This is a genomic window from Serratia sp. Res13-Sevr-LER1-36-b, from assembly GCF_015673035.1.
GTDB classification, from domain to species: Bacteria; Pseudomonadota; Gammaproteobacteria; order Enterobacterales; family Enterobacteriaceae; genus Chania; species Chania fonticola_C.
Map to the genome: position 1 here is coordinate 881404 of NZ_JADACK010000005.1, position 23125 is coordinate 904528.

Annotated in this window: 19 protein-coding genes; 6 read left to right on the top strand and 13 right to left on the bottom strand. The window is 50.7% G+C overall.

The features are described from left to right. The 3 genes from IMQ33_RS05135 to IMQ33_RS05145 are packed head-to-tail and all read right to left on the bottom strand — an operon-like array spanning position 1 to position 4062. On the bottom strand, positions 1–1785 hold the full coding sequence (locus IMQ33_RS05135) for a GMC family oxidoreductase (protein ID WP_196063000.1): 1785 nt from the start codon (positions 1783–1785) through the stop codon (positions 1–3). Then, positions 1772–3607: a GMC family oxidoreductase gene (locus IMQ33_RS05140; RefSeq protein ID WP_196063001.1), complete on the bottom strand. Its 1836-nt coding sequence runs from the start codon at positions 3605–3607 to the stop codon at positions 1772–1774. The genes IMQ33_RS05135 and IMQ33_RS05140 overlap by 14 nt, the downstream gene beginning before the upstream one ends. Next, a complete protein-coding gene (locus IMQ33_RS05145; RefSeq protein ID WP_098931156.1) occupies positions 3604–4062 on the bottom strand; it encodes a sugar dehydrogenase complex small subunit in 459 nt (152 codons plus the stop codon). Before IMQ33_RS05145 ends, IMQ33_RS05140 begins: the two co-directional genes overlap by 4 nt. Before the next feature lie 827 nt (positions 4063–4889). Here IMQ33_RS05145 and IMQ33_RS05150 point away from each other — a divergent pair. After that, positions 4890–5312 carry a DoxX family protein gene (locus IMQ33_RS05150; RefSeq protein ID WP_065685023.1) on the top strand — a complete coding sequence of 141 codons (423 nt, stop codon included), beginning with the start codon at positions 4890–4892 and terminating at the stop codon, positions 5310–5312. A 553-nt stretch (positions 5313–5865) separates the two neighbouring features. Beyond that, positions 5866–7644 (top strand): glycosyl hydrolase family 28 protein, encoded by a 1779-nt coding sequence (locus tag IMQ33_RS05155; protein ID WP_370573275.1) that lies wholly within the window; start codon positions 5866–5868, stop codon positions 7642–7644. A 134-nt stretch (positions 7645–7778) separates the two neighbouring features. Here IMQ33_RS05155 and IMQ33_RS05160 read toward each other — a convergent pair whose 3' ends face one another. Continuing rightward, on the bottom strand, positions 7779–8249 hold the full coding sequence (locus IMQ33_RS05160; RefSeq protein ID WP_196063002.1) for a GyrI-like domain-containing protein: 471 nt from the start codon (positions 8247–8249) through the stop codon (positions 7779–7781). A gap of 149 nt (positions 8250–8398) precedes the next feature. Between IMQ33_RS05160 and IMQ33_RS05165 the strand changes: the two genes are divergently transcribed. Both IMQ33_RS05165 and IMQ33_RS05170 read left to right on the top strand, forming a co-directional pair. Further along, positions 8399–10297: a PAAR domain-containing protein gene (locus tag IMQ33_RS05165; protein ID WP_230326865.1), complete on the top strand. Its 1899-nt coding sequence runs from the start codon at positions 8399–8401 to the stop codon at positions 10295–10297. Continuing rightward, positions 10294–10959 (top strand): DUF2931 family protein, encoded by a 666-nt coding sequence (locus IMQ33_RS05170; protein ID WP_196063004.1) that lies wholly within the window; start codon positions 10294–10296, stop codon positions 10957–10959. The genes IMQ33_RS05165 and IMQ33_RS05170 overlap by 4 nt, the downstream gene beginning before the upstream one ends. Before the next feature lie 234 nt (positions 10960–11193). On the opposite strand, the gene IMQ33_RS05175 is transcribed toward IMQ33_RS05170, so the two are convergent. From IMQ33_RS05175 to IMQ33_RS05190, 4 genes are all read right to left on the bottom strand, one after another. Next, on the bottom strand, positions 11194–11802 hold the full coding sequence (locus IMQ33_RS05175; protein ID WP_196063005.1) for a DUF1062 domain-containing protein: 609 nt from the start codon (positions 11800–11802) through the stop codon (positions 11194–11196). A gap of 420 nt (positions 11803–12222) precedes the next feature. After that, the gene (locus IMQ33_RS05180; RefSeq protein WP_196063006.1) at positions 12223–12612 is read right to left on the bottom strand and encodes a DUF4440 domain-containing protein; all 390 of its coding nucleotides are present in this window, start codon (positions 12610–12612) and stop codon (positions 12223–12225) included. Between the two features lie 137 nt (positions 12613–12749). Continuing rightward, positions 12750–14213: an aspartate aminotransferase family protein gene (locus IMQ33_RS05185; RefSeq protein WP_186579714.1), complete on the bottom strand. Its 1464-nt coding sequence runs from the start codon at positions 14211–14213 to the stop codon at positions 12750–12752. Positions 14214–14228: 15 nt separating this feature from the next. Next, a complete protein-coding gene (locus IMQ33_RS05190) occupies positions 14229–15614 on the bottom strand; it encodes a diaminobutyrate--2-oxoglutarate transaminase (RefSeq protein ID WP_065685017.1) in 1386 nt (461 codons plus the stop codon). Between the two features lie 603 nt (positions 15615–16217). On the opposite strand from IMQ33_RS05190, the gene lysC reads away from it, so the two are divergent. Then, positions 16218–17579 carry a lysine-sensitive aspartokinase 3 gene (gene lysC / locus IMQ33_RS05195; protein WP_161711515.1) on the top strand — a complete coding sequence of 454 codons (1362 nt, stop codon included), beginning with the start codon at positions 16218–16220 and terminating at the stop codon, positions 17577–17579. 36 nt (positions 17580–17615) lie between these two features. On the opposite strand, the gene IMQ33_RS05200 is transcribed toward lysC, so the two are convergent. The 4 genes from IMQ33_RS05200 to IMQ33_RS05215 all read right to left on the bottom strand — a co-directional run bounded on the left by IMQ33_RS05200 (position 17616) and on the right by IMQ33_RS05215 (position 21413). Next, positions 17616–18395, bottom strand: a complete 780-nt coding sequence (locus tag IMQ33_RS05200; protein ID WP_161711516.1) for an ATP-grasp domain-containing protein — start codon at positions 18393–18395, stop codon at positions 17616–17618. Positions 18396–18444: 49 nt separating this feature from the next. Continuing rightward, positions 18445–18858, bottom strand: a complete 414-nt coding sequence (locus tag IMQ33_RS05205; RefSeq protein ID WP_196063007.1) for an ASCH domain-containing protein — start codon at positions 18856–18858, stop codon at positions 18445–18447. Positions 18859–18928: 70 nt separating this feature from the next. Further along, positions 18929–19960: a dienelactone hydrolase gene (locus tag IMQ33_RS05210; protein ID WP_230326866.1), complete on the bottom strand. Its 1032-nt coding sequence runs from the start codon at positions 19958–19960 to the stop codon at positions 18929–18931. 259 nt (positions 19961–20219) lie between these two features. Beyond that, entirely contained in the window at positions 20220–21413 is a 1194-nt protein-coding gene (locus IMQ33_RS05215; protein ID WP_161711517.1) for an MFS transporter, read from the bottom strand. A gap of 119 nt (positions 21414–21532) precedes the next feature. On the opposite strand from IMQ33_RS05215, the gene IMQ33_RS05220 reads away from it, so the two are divergent. Further along, positions 21533–22441: a LysR family transcriptional regulator gene (locus IMQ33_RS05220; RefSeq protein ID WP_098931137.1), complete on the top strand. Its 909-nt coding sequence runs from the start codon at positions 21533–21535 to the stop codon at positions 22439–22441. Between the two features lie 283 nt (positions 22442–22724). Here the strand turns inward: IMQ33_RS05220 and IMQ33_RS05225 are convergent, their stop codons facing one another. Beyond that, the gene (locus tag IMQ33_RS05225) at positions 22725–23075 is read right to left on the bottom strand and encodes a hypothetical protein (RefSeq protein WP_065685012.1); all 351 of its coding nucleotides are present in this window, start codon (positions 23073–23075) and stop codon (positions 22725–22727) included. Between the last annotated feature and the right edge of the window lie 50 nt (positions 23076–23125).

The window sequence follows — 23125 nt, forward strand, 5'->3', positions numbered from 1 at the left end:
TCAATGTTTCCGTCCGAGTATGTGGTCGGCAGTGGCGAAGGTCAGGGCCGTCATAGTGAGCGTGGGGTTTGAGGTGCCCAGCGTTGGCATGCTGCCGCAGCCAATAACGTAAAGGTTGGGGTGATCCCAGCTTTGCTGGTGCCGGTTGACTACCGAGTTTTCTGGCCGCGTTCCCATCCGGTGGGTGCCGGCCACATGGCCAACGCCTGCCCAGATGTAACCGTTACCTTGCCAGGTGAAATAACCGGGGTTGTCCGACGGGTAGTGGGTGAAATCCTTGATCCCCAGTTGGCTGAACAGGCTGCTGGCCACTTCGCGACCAAACGCCATGCCGCCCTGGCTGTAGTCATCCACGTTGTAGTGGATCACTGGCCGGTAATTGCCGAGCGGATCACGCCAGCGATCGTCGATGGTGACGCGATTGGCGGCATCCGGCAGCTGTTCGGTCATCATATCCAGGCGGATTTGCCGGGGTAGCACCTGCCCAAGCCGCTGGCGTAACGCCTTGCCATACAATCGCTCGTCATCTACCATATCCACCGTGCTGTCCACCGGTTCGTTGCGTGGCCAGCTCCAGCCCCAGTTGCCGATCTCCAGCACAAATGCGGCGCGATCGCGGCGAAACTCGCCCCCCCGGTAGTTCACCAGCGTTGACGTCAAACCCGGTCCACGAAATGCACCTATCGCTTCCGGCGCTAATCCCCAAGACAGAATGGTGGGGTGATCCATCAGGTTGCGCCCCAGCTCTCCGCTGGACTGACAGGCCTGTGATGCCTGTAATAACACGGCGTTTTCGATGGCATTGGCGGCCAGAATAAACAGCTCGCTGTGTAAGGTGATCGGCTCAAAGTCATGGCTGCTGTCGTTCTTCCACACCTTGCAGTCCAACGCGCTGATTTGCCCCGTCTCTGGCGAGATATGCAGACGAGAGGCAACCGCCTGGATCAGCAAATCGGCATCCGTTTCCACCAGGGTTTTTAACGCGTTGTAACGAGCCTGGATCGGGCAGATAGGAATACAGCTGGAGTTGCCCATACAGCGACGACCCACGGCCGGATTACCCACCGCACCACGCGGGGTATAACCTGCATTGGGCACGCTGTTTCTGCCTTGCGGGATAGAGCGGATCTGGGCTTTGTCTGCCATACCGGGTAATTCGGCCTGTGCCAATCCGGCGATCATCCAGCGATCCAGATAGCTTTGCGGGATTTTTTGCATCGGGTACTGATAGCCTGGTGCAAAATAGATGCCGTGGTATTGCTGATCCTGCACGTCGGCGGAAACCCCAATTTCCAGTTCAGCGCGTTGATAATACGGCAGTAATTCCTCATAGCTCAGCGGCCAGTCTACGCCACGGCCAAACAGCGTGGCCATGGCAAAATCCTCAGGCAGCATCCGTGGACAACTGCCGAACCAGTGCAGCGAAGTGCCACCCAGCCGACGGGTATAGTTACTTTCGAAGGGATAGGGGCCCATCTGCACGAAATACCCTTTGTGCGAAGGTTTACCGGGCGTGATGGGTTCAACGTCAGTCACTTCTGGCTGTGGTGCGTTGGGCGAGTTGGGATAGGGCGCGTTAGGTGTTTTTGCCACCGCCTGCATAAAGGTTTGCACATGATCCAGGTGCTGGCCAAAGCTGTCGTTGCCCGTCCCGGCTTCGACGATCAGCACCCGGCGGCCAGCGCGGGTCAACTGCTTGGCCATGATGCAACCGGCAAATCCTGAACCTACGATCACCGCATCATAGGGTTGGGCGGTGGCTTGCTGCCAATCAATCTGCCGCATGATGCCCCCCGTTCAGATCCTGGAGGATGTTATGCGCAGCCCAACAGGTGAGCGCCGACATGGTTAGCGTTGGGTTTGAGGTACCCATGTTTATCATGTTGCCGCAGCCTACCAGATAGAGGTTGGGGTGCTCCCAGGTGCGCTGGTCCTTATTCACCACGGAGCTTTCTGGTGAACCGCCCATGCAGTGGGTTCCGGCAAAATGCCCGGCACCGTTAAAGGTGAGGGTTCTGCCGTCTGGGCAGACGAAGGCTCCGGCATCCTCTTTTGAGTAGGACGAGTAGTTCTTGATATCGGCCTGGTCGAAGATTTTCATCGACATATCGTAAGCGCTGGCGAAACCGGCGCGGGTATAGGGCGATAAATCGTAGTGAATAACCGGGCGGTAGTTACCCATTATGTCTAGATAATTTGGATCGATGGTGACGCGGTTATCGTACTCCGGTAGCTGTTCCACCAGGATGCCGAAGCGGAATTGACGTGAAACCTGGTCTTTGAGCCTTTCACGTAACTCTTTACCGTGCAGTTGTTCCTCGTCTACCAGAGTGATCACATCCTTAGACGGTGCCTGAGCTGGCCACAGCCAACCGTCGTTGCCCATTTCGAATCGATACGGTGCATGGTGTTTACGGAAGCTGCCACCGCGGAGATCCTCGATGCCGGAGGTCGCTAATGGGCCACGTAGCGGCCACAATGGCGTTTTCTTGGTTAGGCCCCATGTCAGCAACTCCGGGTGATCCATCAGATGGCGGCCAACCAGATCGTTGCCTTTACAGGCACCGGAGGCCAGTAATAGCACCGCGTTGGCGACAGCGTGGGCGGCGAGCACATAGCGTTTGCCCCGCACCGTATGCAGGCTGTAGGAATTATCTCCCGGATAGCGATAGTGTTTTAACTGAACGCCGTTGATCGCCTTACTGTGTGGGTCGATATCCAATTGGAACGCCACGCTCTGCAACACGATATCGAGCTTTTCGTGGTTGGCGGTGTTCAGTGTTTTCAGTGCATTATATTTGGCCTGAATAGGGCAGATAGGCACGCAACTGGAGTTACCCATGCAGCGGAGGCCCACTTTGTCGTTACCCACGGCACCTTTTGGGGTATAGCCCCGGCCCTTATCGTAAGCACTATTGGGAACGCTATTGCGTGATGCGGGCGTGCCACGCACTTTCAGGGTGTAAGACTTGCCGTCATCCTCCACCTGCATGCCATCAATGCGGCTGGCCAGTTGTTTGTCACTCCAACTTGCAGGCAGACCGTGCATTGGGTAGACGTAATCTGGCGGGAAGGTGACACCAAGATAGGACTGTTCTTCCACATTGGCGGAAACCCCGAGCTCCAACTCAGCCTTGCGGTACCACGGTTCCAGCTCCTGGTAATCGATCGGCCAATCGATACCCACGCCATAAAGCGACTTCAGGCGAAAATCCTCTGGTAGCATGCGCAGCGAGGTTCCGAGCCAGTGCAGGGTAGTGCCCCCCAGATAGCGGGTGTAGGTCGAACTGAATGGCAGCGGCCCTCGCTGGACAAAGTAACCTTGGTCGTTCGGTGTTTTGGTAACATCGGTTTCCAGCGGCTCGCGGGCATTGGGATTATCAGGGTAGGGAGCATTGGGGATTTTGATGGTGGCGGTATAAAAGGTGTTGAGGTAATCCAGATAGCCTTGGTAATCCGTCCCAAGGCCGGTACCGGCCTCGACAATCAGGCAGCGTTTTCCCGCTTGCGTCAGGGTTTTGGCAACGATGGCGCCGGAGATCCCACCACCTACGATCACCACGTCGTACTCGGTTGTCTCTGCTTGTTCAAGAGTGATGATATTCATAGTTTCACCACTGTGGATGGGGTTACTGGCGGTTCAGACCAGGCACCAAAGCCTTGTTGTTTGGCACCCTGTGGATGGGCATGAATCGCATCCCACACCAAGCCCTGTTGATAGCTGTTAGCACTGGGGATCTGGGTATCATTCGGGTTGTCTGGCGAATACCACTGGCCTAGGTACCACAGCTTGATAATGCTGCTCACCAACGTTGACAACTTTTCAGAACCCAGCAGTTGGGTTTCTACAAAGGACGAGTGCTGTGCAGCATCTGCCGGAAGTTCGCCGTAGGTCGCCAATAATGTGGCAAAACGTTCTGCCGCGTGCGTTTGTACCCAGTCATAATAAAAGGCTGCTTGGCCAGTACCGAGTAACTCAAAACGGTCAAAACCGGTTAATAAACGGGAAAGATCGATAAATTGCTGTAGTGCCGCATCGGATGCAAGTTGTTCATCGCTCATAAGGTGCTGCCTGTATAGGTTTTTATTATGGCGGCCTATTACTGCCACCGGGAAAAATCAATAAAACAGGTTGCATTAGTTGTGTTATTTATTGCTGTGGATTAATGGGGCGAATTAATCCCTGAGCCTCCAGTAACGTGGATGTTCATGATTTTTTGTTTTTTAGACGCACTAAAAAGTGCGCTATTGTAATAACAATAACGGTAATTTAATTCATTTTAACCTTTTGAATTGGAACGAATAGTGTGTGCCGCGCGCAAGCGAGACCACCGCTGGTGGCGAACAGTTACGTGAGGCTCACAACGTTTACTTCCCGGGCTAATTATATTAGCGGTGAATTGCTATGCTAAATAAAATGAAATACACAGAGCGTGCCAGCATTGCGCAGGCGCGTGGTATCCCATTAAAATAAAAGCTCATTCAGAATGTTACGTGTAAAGTACATGGTTAAGTTTTTTATTTCACTTAATCCACCACATTCTTCAGAGTGTAATAAATATGGTATGAGAGGCCATATTCCGCAAGCTTAAGCATTAATAAAGTATTTAATGATATATAATTCCCATGAGTGCGAGATGTTTTGCTGTCAAAAAAATAATGTCAGCATAAAATGCCAATTATTAACATTTAGCTTCTATAGATAGAAAGATAATTCTTTCTATGCTTACTATAACGCCGCGATCTAAGGAGGCAGGCATGCAGGTGGCGTCGGTTCTTATGAAAGTTTATTTAATGTGTTAGATCAAGGTTTACTACGAATTTCGTTGTAAAAATGCAACTTAGGATTAGATTGATTGCGATTATCATTAACTTTCAATGGGTGCAACATGGTGAATTGGTTTAATCGTGTCATGGATCGTCCGGATCTGGGCAAGCTGATCCTGCGTTTGGCGTTCAGCATTATGATGATATTCCATGGGTGGCATAAACTGATCGGCGGTATCGATTATATCCAGGGATTGCTGACTCAACATGGGCTGCCAGGATTTATCGGTTACGGCGTTTTCCTAGGCGAGTTAGTGGCACCACTGTTGATTATTTTGGGGATTTTTACCCGCCCGGCGGCGTTGGTGTTTTCATTTACCATGCTGGCGGCTTACCTGCTGATCGATCCCGGCAAGGCGCTGATGCTGACGAAGGTTGGGGCCTGGGGAGCAGAAGATATGGCGGTGTATTTCTTTGCCGGGCTGGCCATCGCCTTCCTTGGCAGTGGTCGCTATTCGGTAATGAAGGATCCGAACTGGCGTTGAAGTAGCTAGCGGGTATCGATAGGGACTCACAGTGGCATTCCAGAGCTGAATGCCACTTCAATATTTCTCAACATTAATACTTGGCTTTTCAGCGCGAACACAATTTGAATATTGATATTCTGCAAAATTGGGATTTGAGAAACCAGAACTTCCCGCGGGTTTTCATGGATTGTGTCAGGCACTAGGTTTTTGGCGATGAGGGGACTCGCGCTATGTGATCCATTTTTGACACTTGTCACAAAAAAATAAACCGTGGTATCTATTTTAGTAAAATATCGTTTCTTTTATTTAAATTTAACCGTAAAAGGGTTAGTATTCAATGTGCTGTATACCTAATAGCCTTTCAATCTGCGGGTTTTGTTTGCCTTGCTCTGTTGGTGCCGACGCTATCTAAACTGAGCCGGCGGGGCGGTTTGCCGTTCAGCTGTTATTTGCCTGCAACTTGCAATTCTTTTGGGTACAGCGACCTTGACTGTTCTTCCAGTGATAAGGGATCCCCATGAGAATACAGCTCTCTCCTTCCTATATAACGATTAAGACTATGATTCTGCTTATGGCAACCAGTTTGATTGCAACCACTCCGCAGGTGTCTGCAGCTCCACTAAATAAACAAGCACCGCAGCAATTGCATGTCCCAGCTCTGTCGGCTGATGACAGTAGCCTGATGTTGGTGTGGAAAGCGCCAGAAGATACCGGAGATATAGCTGACTATCTGGTTTATTCAGAAGGGAAACTGTTGGGTAAAGCCAGTGAAAACAACGATCGGTTTTCACCTGCCAAGCCTTACATCAATCATTTTTATGCGAATGACAAAGATAATTTTTCGCAGCGGATTGTGATCCAGAATTTCAAAGTAACGGATTTAAAGCCCGAGAGTCAGTATTCGTTTACCGTCAAAGCGCTCTATGCCGATGGTTCGCTATCAGACGCGAGTCAAAGCGTTACGATAAAAACCACCCCGTTACCGACCGTGGTCAATATCACGGATTTTGGTGCTATAGGGGATAGCAGCACGTTAAATACTAAAGCGATTCAACGGGCGATTGATGCTTGCCAACCTGGCTGCCGGCTTGATGTTCCTGCGGGAGTTTATAAAACCGGGGCGCTATGGTTGAAAAGTGATATGACGCTCAACCTGCAAGCGGGTTCTACCTTGCTGGGTTCTGATGACCCTGCTGATTACCCGCCAGCTTACCGGTTGTATAGCTATTCTACCGAAATGCGGCCAGCATCTTTGCTTAATGCCATCGATTCAGAACACGTAGAGCCGGGAACTTTCCGCAATATACGCATTGTTGGGCCAGGAGTGATTGACGGCAATGGCTGGTTACACCAAAAAACCGCTGAGATTGTCGATGAAGTGGGAAACCGTCTGCCACAGTATATTTCCAGTAGAAACAGTGAAGTCCATAAAGATGGCATCTTGGCTAAGCATCAGGTCGCCAAAGCGGTGGCCGAAGGTGTACCGTTACAAATCGCTTACGGACAGCGTCGATCTAGCCTGGTGACATTGCGTGGCGTTAAGAATGTGTATTTGGCCGATTTCACAGCACGCAATCCGGCTTTCCACGGCGTTATGCTGTTGGAGAATCGCAATGTGACAGCTAATAACCTGGTTCATCAAACCTTTGATGCTAACAATGGCGATGGTATTGAGTTTGGTAACAGCCAGAATGTGATAGTCATGAATAATTTCTTTGATACGGGTGATGACTGTATTAACTTCGCGGCAGGAACCGGGGAAAAAGCGCGTGAGCAACCTTCAATGAAAGGGGCTTGGTTATTCAACAACTATCTGCGCCGGGGGCATGGCGCTGTGGTGACGGGCAGCCACACCGGGGCTTGGATTGAGGATATTCTGGCGGAAAACAACGTTATCTACCTTACCGATGTCGGTTTGCGCGCCAAGAGCACCACGGATATCGGCGGTGGTGCTCGTAACATCACATTCCGCAATAATGCCATGAAGGATATCCTCCGCCAGCCGGTGATCCTGACGTTGAATTATTCAGATCCTAACGCCAAGATTGATTACCCTGCGGCGAAAAAACCGGCTCAATTTTATAATTTCCTCGTACAGAACGTCACGGTACAGGGAACATTGGGCGATAAGCCAGCAATCGAAATCAAAGGGAATAGTGAAAAGAATGCCTGGCACCGACAGATTCGCTTCAACAATGTGCATTTCAATAATGTGCCCCCAACTGCCATTAGCGATTTAGAAGACAGCCAGTTTGACCACGTAACTTTTAGCCAATTACGTGGAGATACCCCTTGGCATTTCAACGCGATCAGAAATGTGACCGTCGATGGTAAGTCTGTAGCACCGTAACAAATTTCAAGAGGTTTTAATGAAGGCTAAGGCAGGTGTTTACCTGCCTGTTATCAATAATGGCGGGGCAGATCTTTGTGTATTGGTGGTAAGCAAAGTAACTTTGTTGACGACATTGCATGTTTGTAACTCTGTCAAGCCTCGGCAAGTGGTACGCGGATTTCAGTTAATAGGTCAGGTGGTGACGTGTTGGAAGGATCGTTGAGATAGACCTCGTAAGGAGGGGCATTTCCCATTGTACGCCCAGACTCCAGCAACCACGTCTCGAACAACCATTTATATGCATCGTGCAGTCCAACATACGGCCCTTGGAAAACTAGAACAGCATGATCGCCGCCCGGGGTGAATTGCTCGACGAGGGGCGTTTCGGCTGTGACATCCGTAGGGGCAGAAATGGCAGCAAAAGCACGCAGTTTTTCGACCGGCGTCACGTCAGGATCGTCGTAATAAATAGCAACACCCAGTATGCCGGGACGAAAAAGCTGGCGGCTCGTCACCAGTTGGTATAGCTCAGTGAAGGTCCGATTGATCTCCCCGTAAGGCCCCGTGTGTGGCAGGCCGATGATACGCATTGGCTCCAATTTCGTGATGTTGACGTTAAACATGATGCTGTCTCCTTGCATCTTCAGATTGGTCAAATTTTGACAGTTTGTCGTAGAGCGTTTAGTCTGGTTCCGGATACAACCCATAATAAAACATGGAGTATTGTCATGGAAGAGGCTTACAAGGAGGCTCGCAGGGTATGAGCCGAGGGATGAACTATCAGGGGATATCAGTCATTTGCCAAGGTGATACGACCACCACAGGGGGGCGGGTACTGGAGGGGGTACAGGGAAATCATTACACGTGTGATAGTATTCCTGTTGCGCTGAAAGGGCATAAGGTATCGTGCCCGGCTTGTGGGAAAATCGGGGTTATTGCCGAAGGGGAAGCAAACTTAAGTTTTTATGGTGTACCAACGGCACTTGACGGCCATCGTGTGGCATGTGGTTGTCCGGTTGGTAGCCATCGTCTTGTTGCGAGCAGTCAGCCGCTCTCGGTTGCCCCATCCATATCTCCACGCTCAATGCTGATGAATAGCGGACAGGCATCGGAGCCAGCGCAGTATGCTCAGAGTGCGAAGAAACTGGCAGCAGAACCAGAGCAGCACGCGCAGGCGGCCAAAAAGGAAAGGCAGAAGCGGGAAATTACCCTGACCATCGGGGTATTTCTCGATGGTACCGGCAATAATGCGGATAATACCGCCGCCAGCCTTGATGCCTGCTCCGGAGAGCATTTTGGGATGAACAATGCCGATGCTCAGTCAGCTTATTTCCAGTGTGTTCAGCTAAAAAGCGGACACAGCGGCTTCGCGGCAGGAAGTCATCTCGGTTATTACACCAATGTGCACTGGCTCAATACGCTTTACTCTACCAACCTCCCCGTTGATAGTGAGCAGGGTCAGAACGCAATTTATATCGAGGGGATTGGTACGGAAAGCGGGGAAGGCGACAGTGCTTACGGGATGGGCACCGGCCGGGGTAACTCCGGTGTGGTGAGTAAAACCGACAAGGCAGTGAGGGCACTGGTTGCCGCCATCAAAGACTATTTAACCAATCCATCCGGAACCGATATCGGCATCGTTAGGGAATTACAGTTTGATATTTTCGGTTTCAGCCGTGGAGCGGCGGCGGCACGGCATTTTGCCAACCGGGTATTCAGTCAGGATCAGGCTATTATCACTGCCATCAAGGCCGGTCTGGGAAGTATTGAGTTCTCAGGTACGCCCGGCGGTAAAACCCGTTTTCTGGGGATATTTGATACGGTGGCTGGCATTGGTACGCCGGTCAACGGGTTCAATCCGCACAGCGCCGATACGGGCGAGGTGAATATTGTGCTGCGTCCCGGGGTGGCCGAGAAGGTGTTTCATATTACCGCACAGCACGAATGCAGGTTTAACTTTGCGTTGAACAGCGTGAAACCTGCATGGCCGGAACTGGCTTTGCCCGGTGCGCACTCTGACATTGGTGGCGGTTACAACCCTGACGAGTACGAAGCTTATTTCATTACCCGTCCGCAGTTTGAAACCGTGCCCTTTTCCATACCTGATACGAAAACGCGAGTTTATCAGCAGGCCTGTGAGCAGCTCAGTGCGATGGATACTTGGCCAGCAATTGGCCCTTTTTTGCAGGCATTGGAGATTAACATTGATACCTGGCACGACGAACGGATGTCAGCCGATCGCTACGGCAGGCAGCAAAAACGCAGCGGGGCGGCAGCGGTCATTGAGCGCCCGACGCGCAACGACTGGTCGAAGGTAGCGCTGCGGGTGATGATCGATGCGGCACAGGATGCAGGCGTGGCATTCGATCCCATTTTGCCTAAAGACGATAATCTGTCACTGCAAGCTGATCTGAACAGCTTGTGTGAAAAAGCGATTGTGATGGGCCGCGCGGTACGGAATGGGGCATCTGCTCCTGGCTTTACCACTCAGGAAATCGAGATGCTGGCAGAAAAATATATCCACTGTTCAGCCAACTGGAACAGCGTGGTTAGAGACGGTGAGGGAATGATAGCTGGGGCAGTCAAACCGGCGAAGCTGGTGACCTTTACCAACCGTCCGGACGAACGCTGGCAGCGAACCGTTTACGATATGGATGGAAATAAAACATGAAATTAACACGTCTGGCGGGGCTTCTTCCGGTACTGGTACTGACAGCATGCCACAGTCACAGTGCGGGCAAGCCCGAGGCTTCTGTCCAAAACGATGTGCCCACCGAGTGGAAATTTAATTTTTTCACGCCTGAGGCGCTGCCTGCGGTTGTAACTTTTGTCGCTATCCTTGATGCCGGCGGTACTGATTATCGGTTTAATACTCTCGACAGCACGAAGGCGCTGTATGGCGTTGTTAGCGAGTGGAATGACCGTGCACGCACGCTCAACGGGCACTGGAATCATGTTAAACAGCCCCCCAGGCATATTCTTTTTTGCTGGGACTCCGTGATTGATAAAAGAGTTTATGAAACTCGCCTGACCTTGTCTGACGCCGTTGTAGAAAAAATGCGCAAACCCAGCGTGTATAAGGATTATCAGGGTAATATCGGGTATTACGACAACATACAAATTGGTCTGGCTCCGGGAGGTAAGGTTGCAGTCTGGCTACGAGGTATCGGTAGTCAGCCTAATTATCGCGTGACGCCATCAGTCTTAAAGACCGTGTCCGGGGATAAATTAGAGCTTTGCAAAGGGATAACACGGTTTTCTAACGGCTATGAATATGGGGAAAATACTGAGGGTTTTATCAAAGGGAAAACGTATCCCTATGGTAATTGGTAGCAGACATTGTTCCTAATCCGCCTGGCGGGGCTTCTACCGGTATTGGTGCGATGGCGTGCCACGGTGCGGGCCATTCCGAGACTTCTGCCCAAAACGAGTGGAAGTTTAATTTTTTCACGCCCAGGGCGCTGTCTAAGTATCATCACTGTCTTTATCTGAAGCTCACCTTGGGTCTTTCCATCTTGTGAACTATGTCATATTGACGTAGTTGACCTCAAGGTGAGCTTCTTGCTTTTAACAACGCGTCAGAACGATCCTGCGTTGGGCGTACAGCGTTTCCGCAGACAGCTGAAACTTATATTCCGCTGCCTTCAGCTTTCGCGATTTAAGCATTTTCATCGTGACGCCACTTATTTTCCCTGACTCAATCCGTCTCTTGATTTCGCCTATGCTCAGCATGAGTTGCTTTTGCAAAATCGATAGCAGGCTGACCTGAAAAGAAAGAGAAATCCTGACGCTAACCCTGACCCGATTGCGGGGAGATATGCTGACCGACCACCGCTCCTGAATGCGAAAATCAGGCCGCCCCGATAGCTCGGCGTTATTTCGTTTCAGCGTCTCTTTATCATAGGCAAAATGTTGAACCATAACGATATCGTTCGTTAACAGCCGCTGATAAAGTTCAGGATTAATTTTGCTGACGTGCAGACGTGAAAACAGGGAGATGTTCCAAGTGTAATCGCAGTGCGTGCACTTATAGATACTCCAGATATCAAGCAGCTTCTTTTGCGAATTTACCCGAATAGCCCCCGAAGGCGTGAAATCCCGTTTCACACCGCATGAAGGGCAGCGTTTCGCAATGCGCTGATACCCCACGGGCGTGACGGTCCATGAAACTTTCATAGCGTACCTTTTTTAACCCATACAAAACCGGACCCGTACTGAACGGACCATGGATGTTTATGTATGAAAAATATTTATGAGATATTTTTCAGTGGGTTAAAAAAAGAATTCCAACGCTACAATCCTGCCGATGATCAAAGAGATACGTCGAGACTACCAAATCGGCATTATCGGGTAAATGAGTTCAATCAATATTCATGATGGTCACTGTAGGATCTATTCCAGTGACAGTAGCAGATAGTCAGATTCCACGTACCGTCACCTTGGTGCGCATAATGTATATTATGTTAAATTGAATTGGCAGTTACGCACCTGGTTATCTCGCTAGGTTTATCTCACCTCACCTTCACGCTTTGATTGCTTGGTTTTCTAGAAGTTGGTTCATGAGTAGTGATTGTTCGAGTTAATACACAGTCGGCTTCAATCCTCGATCTGTGTTCCTTGATGAAAACGCATCTGCCAATAGCCTCCGCTCTCTTGTGACGATTGCAACCAGATCGAAGAACGCTCAGCACGGCGAACAATGCTGCCATCCGCATCACGTTGAAAACTTTTATACCTCAACAATACGGCACCATCGGCAATCTTCACCAGTTTGAACTCTTGGGCAAAAATCTGTGGCTGGCCGCTTTCCAACTTTAGCGCCGCAATGGTTTGCTGTCTGTCATAGCGCAGCCCGGAACAGCCGATCTCCTCAAAATCGTTATGCAGCAATTCTCCGACGAGATTGGCATCGTTGCGCGTTGCCGACTGATGGAGTTGAACCTCCAGGGATTGGATTACTGGCAAAAGCTGTGCAATATCGTTCAAAACGCCCTCCTTTTTTGATCGCGCTACGTGAAATCTGAGAACTAATGGCTGTCATTACCCAACAGATTTCACCAGAAGAAGCATTTTGACTGCGCCGAATTGACTAGCAACTCGACGCAGATTCGGCTACTAAAGGATTACGCGTTGAGCAATTTTTCAGCCGTCTCTTTCACGCTTGCCAACAGGACTTTTACGTCCTCCAGACAAACCGTTGGGTTCAGCAACGTTAGCTTCAGACAGGTTACGCCATCTGCTTCCGTTACCCCAACGTTGGCGCTACCTGATGCCAACAGAACATCGCCGATACGCTGGTTCAACAGCGCGATAAATGCGCGATCGTCGCTTTTCGGGCAGAATCGGAACAGCACGCTTGCCAACTGTGGCTGCATAACCAGTTCTAGATGCGGTTGTGAAGAAACATACTCAGCAACTTTCTGTGACAACGTAACGCCGTTATCAATGATTTCGGCGTACTGCTTTTTACCCAACGCTTCAAGGCCCATCCACAGTTTCAGAGCATCAAAACGACGTGTGGTTTGCAGTGATTTTGATACCAGATTCGGTACGCCGTGCTCTTCGTCAAAATCAGAGTTCAGGTACGCCGCCTGATAACGCATCAGCTCGTAATGGCGTGCGTCTTTCAGCAGGAATGCACCACAGCTGATGGTCTGGAAGAACTGCTTGTGGAAATCCAGTGTCACGGAGTCTGCGGATTCCAGGCCGTTCAGGTAGTGGCGATACTTCTCAGAAAGCAGCAGCGCTCCGCCCCATGCGGCATCAACGTGAACCCAGATATTTTCCTGCGCGGCCAGCGCGGTGATATCCTCTAACGGATCAATTGCACCTGCATCAGTCGTACCGGCGGTGGCCACAATCGCCATCACCTGTTCACCGTTGGCTTTTGCCTGCGCCAGTTTGGTTTTCAGGTCAGCGATATCCATACGCGAGAACGCATCGGTTTTCACCTGGGTCACTGACTGGTAGCCCAGCCCCATCAACGCCATGTTTTTTTGCACGGAGAAGTGTGCGCTTTCGGAGCAAAACACTTTGATTTTGCTCAGATCGCCCGTTAAACCCTGCTGCTGAACGGAGTGCCCCTGACGCGCGAAGAAAGCATCACGCGCCAGCATCAGCCCCATAAGGTTACTTTGGGTGCCGCCACTGGTGAACACGCCGGCATCACCGGCGCTGTATCCTATCTGCTCACGCAGCCACTCGATGAGTTTGATCTCAATGATGGTTGCTGATGGGCTTTGATCCCAGGAGTCCATGCTTTGGTTAGTAGCATTGATCAGCACCTCTGCAGCCTGGCTTATCACCAGGCTCGGGCAGTGTAGATGTGCCACACATTGTGCGTGATGTACAGAGAGGCTGTCCTTGAGGAAATACTCAACTGCACGCTCAATGGCGGCCTGGTTACCCAGGCCCTGAGAGGTAAAGTTCAACTGGATGCGCTCGCGCAACTGGTCGACGGTTTTCCCCTGATACATTTCTGGCTGCTTTAACCATTCGATAACGGCTTTGCTGCTCTGCTCAATGGCATCCTGGTAGGCGGCGATACTTTGCGCCGAACCGGAGAGAATTGGGTTGTTATCAGACACGATCGTTAACTCCGATTAAACCGGCTCCATGCCAGTGGCCAGCAAGGCGTTTTCAAATTTATCGAGGAAAATTTCCAGCTCAGCGTCGGTGATCAGCAGTGACGGCAACAGGCGCAGTACGCAACCATGACGGCCGCCCCGCTCCAGAATCAGACCAGATTCGAAACATTTTTTCTGCAGCAATGCAGAAAGTTCACCGTCCGCCGGGTAGCATCCCATGTGATCCTGCGCTTCGTTAGGCTTCACGATTTCAATGCCGATCATCAGACCCAGACCGCGTACGTGCCCGATGACCGGGTAACGTTTTTGCAGTTCGGCCAGTTTGCCTTTCAGCCACTCGCCCTGGGCGGCAACTTTATCCGCAATGGCGTTGTCTTTAAGGATCTTAAGCGTGGTCAGGCCGGTGGCCATTGCCAGCTGGTTACCGCGGAATGTTCCGGTATGGTGGCCTGGCGCCCATGCATCAAACTGTTTTTTGATACCCAGTACGGCCAACGGCAGACCGCCACCGACAGCTTTAGACATAACGATGATGTCTGGCTCGATGCCTGCGTGTTCAAATGCGAACAGCTTACCGGTGCGTGCAAAACCAGCTTGGACTTCGTCGATGATCAGCAGAATTCCATGGTCTTGCGTGACTTTACGGATGCGCTGTAGCCACTCGGCCGGAGCCGGGTTCACGCCGCCCTCGCCCTGCACCGCTTCGAGGATCACCGCCGCTGGTTTGCGTACGCCGCTTTCCACGTCGTTGATCAAGTTATCGAAGTAGTACGTCAGCGCTTTAACGCCTGCGTCGCCACCGATACCCAGCGGGCAGCGGTACTGATGAGGATAAGGCATAAACTGCACTTCCGGCATCATGTTGCTGACGGCTTCTTTTGGTGACAGGTTACCGGTTACGGAGAGCGCGCCGTGCGTCATACCGTGGTAGCCGCCGGAGAAACTGATGATGCTTGAACGGCCAGTTACTTTTTTGGCCAGTTTGAGCGCGGCTTCAACCGCATCAGCGCCAGAAGGACCGGTGAATTGCAGGCAATACTCTTTGCCCTGGCCCGGTAATAAAGAGAGTAAATAAGAGGAAAATTCATCTTTCAGAGGTGTGGTAAGGTCCAGCGTATGTAACGGTAAGCCGCTGCTGATGACACTTTGAATGCTTTGAAGCACGTCAGGATGATTATGACCCAGCGCCAGAGTCCCGGCGCCTGCAAGACAATCAAGATATTGATTATTTTCAACATCAGTAATCCAAACGCCCTGCGCTTTGGCTATCGCCAATGGCAGTTTTCGTGGATAGCTTCTGACGTTAGACTCAAACTCGGCCTGTCTTGCTAAAAAGGTATCATTGCTTTGTGGTAATGAACGAGCACTTAAAGTATCAATACGGACTTTATCCGTCATCATATCACTCCCACAACCTCGGGTATTATTAACGCCGGGTTGAGTAAAAGGTTAAGGGGATTGCCTGTAAAAACGCGGCCAATATATATTATTTTAATGGTGTACTCAATCATTTGTTTCACCATGCAATTGCCCCATCAAAGCTTATGCATAACAATGACTTAACTTTCAGTGTGCATTAAATTTTGTTACCAATGTCGTGTAAGGCGTTACGAATGCCCAGAATGGATACAACATCATGAAAACCACCGGTTTGATATGGTTTTATTCTTTTGTTACACGATTTTACCGTTAATGCTGTTAGGTCCTGGCCTGTAAGGCATTCTTTTTCACTGATTTATTGCCAAATAAAATAAAAATGTCGATCCATTAAGATAAATCACTTACTATGGCGCGCTTATTTTTACTATCCGTAAATAAATAATTAATGCGCATCACACCGGTAACGCGTAAGAGGCAATTCACGTTATCGACAACAGGAGGCTTTCCTGGGTTGTCATCAGAAATGTTCGCGGGCGGACATTTCGTAAGGCGAAGCGAGCTTCCCTTATGCCGAGAATGAAAATTTTCTAGCCATTTTTTATGGCGCCCTGATATGAGATTGCTATGACACGCATTTATCCACAATTCGTCGTTGCCAAGTTTGGCGGCACCAGCGTTGCTGACTTTGACTCGATGAATCGCAGTGCCGGTATTGTTCTTGCTGATGACCAGGTTCGTTTGGTCGTGTTGTCTGCCTCCGCGGGAGTCACCAATCTATTAGTCGAACTTTCTGAAGGGCTGGAAAGTCGTGACCGTATGGATAAAATTGATACCCTTCGCACTATCCAGTACAACATTATTTCCCGCCTGAAAGCGCCATTGGTCATTGGCAAGGAAATCGACCAACTCCTTGAAAATATTGCCCGTCTTGCCGAGATGGCATTGGCAACGCCTTCCACTGCGCTGAGTGATGAACTGGTCAGCCATGGCGAGCTGATGTCGAGCCTGTTATTTGCTGAAGTACTTCGTGAGCGTAAAGCGCAAGCAGAATGGTTTGATGCCCGTAAAGTCATTCGAACCAACAACTTTTACGGTTGCGCCGAACCCAATATCAGCCTTGTGCAAGATCAGGCAGAAGCCCATCTGCGGCCGCGTATCGAGCAGGCAATTGTTATCACCCAGGGTTTTATCGGCAGTGATGACGCAGGGCATACCACCACGCTGGGCCGGGGCGGCAGCGACTACACCGCCTCCCTGCTTGGGGAAGCATTACAGGCGGCACGTGTCGATATCTGGACTGATGTGGCCGGGATCTACACCACCGATCCGCGCATTGTGGCGCAGGCCAGGCGTATCGACCATCTCTCCTTTTCCGAAGCCAGCGACATGGCTGCTTTTGGTGCAAAAGTGCTCCATCCGGCGACCCTGTTACCTGCGATGCGGAAAAACATCCCGGTCTTTGTCGGTTCCAGCAAAAATACCGCTGCCGGTGGAACGCTGGTTCGCCGCGAGACGGAGGATCCGCCACTTTATCGCGCCATTGCCGTTCGTCGCAAACAGACCTTGTTGAGATTGCACAGCCAGCATGCGCAACCGGCATACACATTCTTTGCCGAAATGTTCGCGATTCTGGCAGAACATCAGGTTGATATGGATCTGGTTACCAGCTCCGAGAGTTGCATAGCGCTGGCCCTGAATTCCACGGGATCCACTTCGGGAGAAGATCACACCCTGACCACCGCGCTGCTTACGGCACTCTCTTCTCATTGCCGGGTCGAGATTGAAACCGGGCTGGCCTTGATCACGCTGATTGGCAACCAACTCCATCGTGGCGCGGGAGTATGCCGGAATACATTTATGGACCTGGATGAGCATGCCGTGCGCATGATTTTCCATGGCGCATCCAATGATAATCTTTGCTTCCTGCTGCCAAGCGACGTTGCTGATGGCGCGGTTATTGCGCTGCACCGTAGGTTATTCGAGTAAGATAAATTGGGGCGTTTGCGCGCCCCTAAGACGCGCCTATGGCTCCATAAACATCCGTACAAAGCGCTCAACCGGCCATTCCTTGATGTCGGATACCTGCCCATCCCCGATCTCTATAAGCCGAAGCTGACCCGCATCATTTTCAACCATATCGATGGAGAAAAATGGAGCATCGATGAGCTGCGCAATTTCAATAACCACTTCTGGAATGATTCCGTCTGCAGAGAAAACTTTGCCATTCAACGAAAAATATCTGCGCTCACTCTCGGGGACAAAATTTTCAAAACGTCTAAGGCTGACTCCCCCTTCAATTTTCCCACGGAAGTGCTCAATGGATTTCAACACTTCGCGGATCTCATCGGCATTTACGGCAACAGAGCCTCTGGAGGTGGTTAATGATTTAACATAATCCTTAACGAAGTAACACGGCCACTTAAGCTGATCGGTCAGCTTATCGAAATCAGCATCTGCACTGACCAATACGGTTTCCGGCGTATACTTTTGGCAAATAGCGTACCAACCGGTGATGTAATGACACCGAATGTAATCATCAAATGATTCAAGCATTTGCCCGCCGCTTAGCGAAACGGCTCTATGGAGTTGTTGATATTCTTCCGGGCTCAGCATCCATCCACGCCATATCACGGGGACATCTGGCTTAAAACTTTGAGAGAACTTGTATTTTCCCATCGAGACGTGTTCAGACGACAGCAGAACACAGGCTAATCCATTCTGTCTGGCACAGTTAAACTCCTGCTCAAAGGTTTCATCGGCCTTGGCAGGATTAAAGTAATCACTGGGATAAATCAGCTGCATTTAAATTCACCCTATTTCCATTTATTTTACGGCACCGCAGGAGCATATATTACAACAACTCGACCAGTTCAAACTCTTCTGTTACCAGCTCCATTGTGTTGGAGTAACTCCCTTCTCTTTGGAAGAACTCTTTGTGCCCTTGCTTCCAGTACCTGAGGCTTAGATCTCCCTCGCCTTCTTTTTTCGCAAGTTCGTCTGTCACATCGCAGAAACGAATTATCCGCATAGCGATCGTCCTAATGACACAGACTGGATCACCCTTGCCATTGAGGATAATGCTGTAGCCGCCGATCGTTGGTGATTCTTCTTCATTTTTGAAAGATGAAAGCGAACAGCAGGTTGCGGTTTTTACCCCTTTAATAACCAGGTCTGCTAGCTCGTCTGCCATTTCGGCGGAATCGCCAAATGACCATGCAATGGCCCCCGGATACTTTGTCTTTAGACTTTCAATAATAATCACCATTAAATCCTGTTAAATCAATTTATTAAAAAACTCCGTCACTCCCAAGGTAGCAGACAAAATCATCTATCCACTATTTCGCACCAAGCGATTTTTTGAAGAAAGTTGCTATCTCGGTAATAATGCGTTGATGGATCGCGACACGATCTATGCCTTTACGATCCGTACATAAATCCGGCATCGTACGGCTCATATCAGGTGAGCATGGTGATAAAAACGTGAAATGGCCGGCGTTAGGAATGACCTGTAATGAAGCCCCTGTCTCACTCGCCAATGCTATCGCGTTATCATCAGGAGATAATTCCTCATCCTTGTCCCCGACAAAAATAAGTAACGGTGACTTAACCGGTTTCAATCCCTCTGGTGTAAAAATGACACTTAAGGGAGCAAGCAGGACGAATGACCGAATACGCGGATCGGCTGACGCGGCTAGTTCGGGATGATCAAGCCTGATATGGCCCTTCGCTTCGCAAACATGACGGTCGCTCGGGCGCTTCGCGCAGTACTCTACAAGGCGAGTAAGAGTCGGCTTGCCTCCTGCGAGTATCAAACCTGTTGTTCCACCGGCAGAAAACCCCAAAAATCCTATTCTATCTTTATCAGTATGTGGCGCTAGCACCGAATCTTTTAGAGCTGCCGACAAAGCAGCAGATACTTGCAAGGGGCGTCCGTAGATCGTGCTAGTAGCCCCGACTCGACTCGAATTCTGAAAATTATCGCCCGAATGGGTCACGCTTACGACGATGTATCCTTGCTTGGCGATGGCTGTGGCCAGATCATGATGCCCCCACATACTACCCATGTTTCCATGCGAAAGCAGAATCAACGGATATGAATCGCTCCCAATGGGGACCGATTTGGACGCTGAAATCTTATAGGGACCAATGCTTGTAACCCCCGAAAGCCCAGAGCTTGGAAAGAACGCCACCGTTTCTATTGGGTGATGATCAATAGGGTCGATGACTTCAAGTTTTTTGATCCCAACACCATTAATGTTTGCGGCATTCGCACCTGTAACATATAGCATTAGAAACAATATCACTGGCATGAATTTAAGGAGAATATCGCTAAAATCCGGTACCTTGGCATAGCCTAGTAAAACCATGTAAGTCTCACAAATCCATTTTGACACATGAAAGTATCATAATGTACAAAATACGATTTCTGATACCTAATTGTCCGTATTTTGAACGTGCCAGGTGAGTTCTGAAAGACAACGGTCGTAGAGAGCTTGCAGATTGGGCTGGAGGATAGGGATGAACTGAAAGCCGATCTGGAGCAAGGCTTTGAAAGATTGAAGCAATTTATTTGAGACGTGATTTTTGCCAAGGTGACCGCATGAACGGTCACCTGCCCTTTCCTGCTTATTCCGCGCTTTGCCGCCGAAAGCGTACAAGCCAAGCCGACATTAAAATGGCTGTTATCGCGATGCCTGTGGCGACGTAACCGATGTTTTCCAAACCCCATTGGGGGATCACCATGCCACCGATAATGGCGCCAAGACCCGTACCGGCATTGGCAGCAGAGACGTTCAACGTTCCGGCTAGCGCCTGAGCGTGTGAAGCGGACTTCATCACCCTTACCTGACAGATTGGAAACAGTGCAGTATAGGCGATACCCCAAAGCGCAAGAGCCAACCATAACAGAATGAGCGAGTCTGCCGCTGGCACGCTGGCCATCATGCCTATGCCCAGCAATAATGAGAATATGGCGGTAGCACCCAGTGGGCTGCGGTCCACAAAGCGCCCGCCAAGCCAATTTCCGACCAGGCCGATAGCACCGAAGCCCATGAGCCACCAACCGACTTGCGCCGGAACCACACCAGCGATGCGCTCCAGCATGTCGGCTAGATAAGTGTAAGCCGTAAACATTGCGGTGAACACAACGACCGATAACACAACGTTACCGACAAAATACGGGTCTTTGAGGATGCGTGTCTGCTCTGCCAGCCTCAGCCGTTCGGGGCGTGCCAGGGTCGGCATGAAGACCGCCAGGGCCAATGCCATAACCAGCGACAGCCCGGCCAGTATCCAGAAGGTGCCACGCCAGCCGATGATGTCCGACGCTAGCGTACCCAGTGGAATGCCAAACAGTAAGGCGGCTGAGATCCCCAGATACACCTGTGATACTGCGCGACCGGCACGATGCGGCCCGGCAATCTGTCCGGCCGTCTCGCTGGCCGTCCCCCAGAATACTGGCAGCACCAGCGCAGGAATGAACCTGGCAATCGCAAGCACCCAAACGTTCGGAGCGATTGCGGCCAGAGCGTTTGAAACGCTAAAGATCATCAGAATAGCGATGAACAGGCGCTTACGTTCAATGTGTGACAACAACGCAGTCAGCACAGGGCCGAACAGCATCACTGTGAAGGCGAACAGGGTAACGAACTGGCCGGCAGCGGAAATTGAAATATCCAAGTCGCGTGCCAGTGCTGGCAATAGTCCGACGATCAGGTATTCGGTCGTGACGATGACGAAAGCCGCCACCGCAAGAATGACGATGGAAAGGCGGCTACGACTCGCCGAAATGGCGGTGCCCGGTGCGGTAATACAAGACATCAAAAAGGCTCCTACATGGGGACTTGCTGTTGCCTTTAGTATATTTAAGAAATAAATTCTTATTATTGATATATTTTACCGATATTATTGAATTTAATTCCTTAGTAAGAGAGGCCAACATGATCCCATCGGAGCGGCTTAAGGGCATCGAAACCTTCGTGGCAACGGCCGATGCAGGCAGTTTCACGGCAGCGGCAGAGCAATTGCACCTGACCAGCTCTGCCGTCAGCAAAAGTGTGGCACGCCTTGAGGATCGGCTTGGGACTCGGCTGTTCGAGCGCACAACCCGCCGCTTGGCTCTGACGGATGCAGGTGCCGCGTTCTACCGCACTTGCGTACGAGTGCTGGCCGATTTGGAAGAAGCTGAAGCTGTACTCGCCGCACAGCATAGCGAACCGGTGGGTCGTCTGCGGCTGGACGCACCAGCGACGTTTGGCCGCCTACGTGTTTGGCCGTTGCTGCTCCAGTTCTCACAGCAGCACCCGCACTTACGCCCGCATGTTTCCTTGACCGATCGCTTCGTTGATTTGCTTGAAGAAGCCATTGACGTGGCGGTGCGTATCGGTGGCCCGGATCATTGGCCTACCTCAGTTGGCCATCGCTACCTGGGCTGCGAACGTCTCATTTTCTGCGCCTCGCCTGGTTACCTAGCCCGCAATGGCACACCGACATCCCCCGCCGAACTGTCTCGTCATGATGCCGTGCTCTATGGCAAGGCCGATGGAACCACGGGCCCGTGGCTGATCGCACATGATGCAGGATTGATTGAGCGGCGAACGATGGAAGGCCGCATTATTGTCGGCAATGGCGAAGCTCAGGTTGCCGCGGTCAAGGCCGGATGCGGTATCGCACAGTTGGCAACCTGGCTGGTCTGCGATGAAATTGCACGTGGTGAATTGGTGCAAATCCTACCGGAACTGACGACTGATGGCCTGCCGCTCAATCTGGTGTGGCCCATCGGGCGACAACTGCAGCCAAAAGTGGATGCCATGCTGGAGCTGCTCGCTGCCGAATTGCGGATCGACTAGCAATGCCAAGCCCTTCACGCTCACCACGCCGTGGTGAATTGCCGGTTTCCTTGCATGCGTACAAACAGCATCCCACCAGCGAACATAGTCAGAACCTGCGATGCCACCAGCACCGAAAAGCCTGAAAAGTGCGAGGAAGGTGGTACGGTGCCGTGTTCAGGTGCTGAGGTGATCTGCGACAGAGTTGATGCAGAAGAGGAGTACCCTAATTAAATAGTGGCACGTTCGGTCGCCTCACAAAGGGCGAGCTCCGGGCGTTGTATCAGCCCGGAACACAACTCTTTTATAGCCAGCTGGTGTTTTTCCAGCCCTTTTTTGCCATGCAGGCAGTAAATGCGGCTTTCCGGCTGTTTATATTTACGTCCAAGGGATAGCTTTCAACGCCTAGTTTATTTTCATATTTATAACCACTGCTGTTACATCCATCGTCATCTTTATTGCATTTCAATGAAACCTGCTTTTCAACGCTTCTGGTAGCGACCTCATTTTTAACCGGATACTGAGCTAATGACTCAGTATCGCAAAGGTTATTCGCCTCTTGCAGGGGCAGTGTTGGCGTACCTAACGGTTCCCATGTGGCAGCACAGCCTGAAAGAATAATGGCGGGAAAAACAGCAAATAGGCGTTTGTTCATAAAAGATTCTTTAGTTAAATTGAAGAAGTTATTTTATAAGTGCTCCTGAT